This window comes from Flavobacterium enshiense, from assembly GCF_040750275.1.
GTDB classification, from domain to species: domain Bacteria; phylum Bacteroidota; class Bacteroidia; order Flavobacteriales; family Flavobacteriaceae; genus Flavobacterium; species Flavobacterium enshiense_B.
This window is the reverse complement of sequence record NZ_JBDOCV010000034.1, coordinates 1-525: the sequence shown is the minus strand read 5'-3', so window position 1 is coordinate 525 and position 525 is coordinate 1. Positions and strand designations below refer to the sequence as shown.

General features: G+C 32.0%; 1 protein-coding gene. It reads left to right on the top strand.

Going from position 1 to position 525, the window contains the following annotated elements:
• Window positions 1-424: hypothetical protein (locus ABGT15_RS14685; protein ID WP_367232213.1), on the top strand; the 424-nt coding region annotated here is incomplete at its 5' end.
• Window positions 425-525: the final 101 nt, after the last annotated feature.

The following is a 525-nucleotide window of genomic DNA, read 5'->3' as shown; positions in this document are numbered from 1 at the left end:
CAATTGGATTGCTATAGATAATGGAAAAACAATTGGAACGATAGGTTCTGAAGGCGGAAAAATAATTGTTGATATTGAGAATATAAATGGTGCAAGAATAACTTTGGAAAAAGATTGTGGCAGCATTCCATTAGCAATTACATTAGGTGTCTATGGCTTGATGTTTCATACACATTTTGAAAGCGATATCAACAGTGCGAATGAATATATAGAACTAAAAAAAGTCCAAATAAACAAAGTCTTTGAGCTCTACGATATTTCAGAAGAAAAAAGAGATGGCAGTTGGAATCAAAAACATGATGAACTAATAGATGGACTTGCTGATATGACCAAATCACAATCTGAAAATTATAAAAAACCAGCAGCTAACAGCGGTTTTATAAAATGGCTAAGTTCAGTTATATCAGGAAACTTTCGGCTTTAAAGTCTTTGCTTTAATTTCTCTTTCTCTCTTTAAACTTTTCGGTTATATTTGTAAACATCAGTAACAAAATTTCCGCCACTTTATAAAGCCGAAAAACGTTA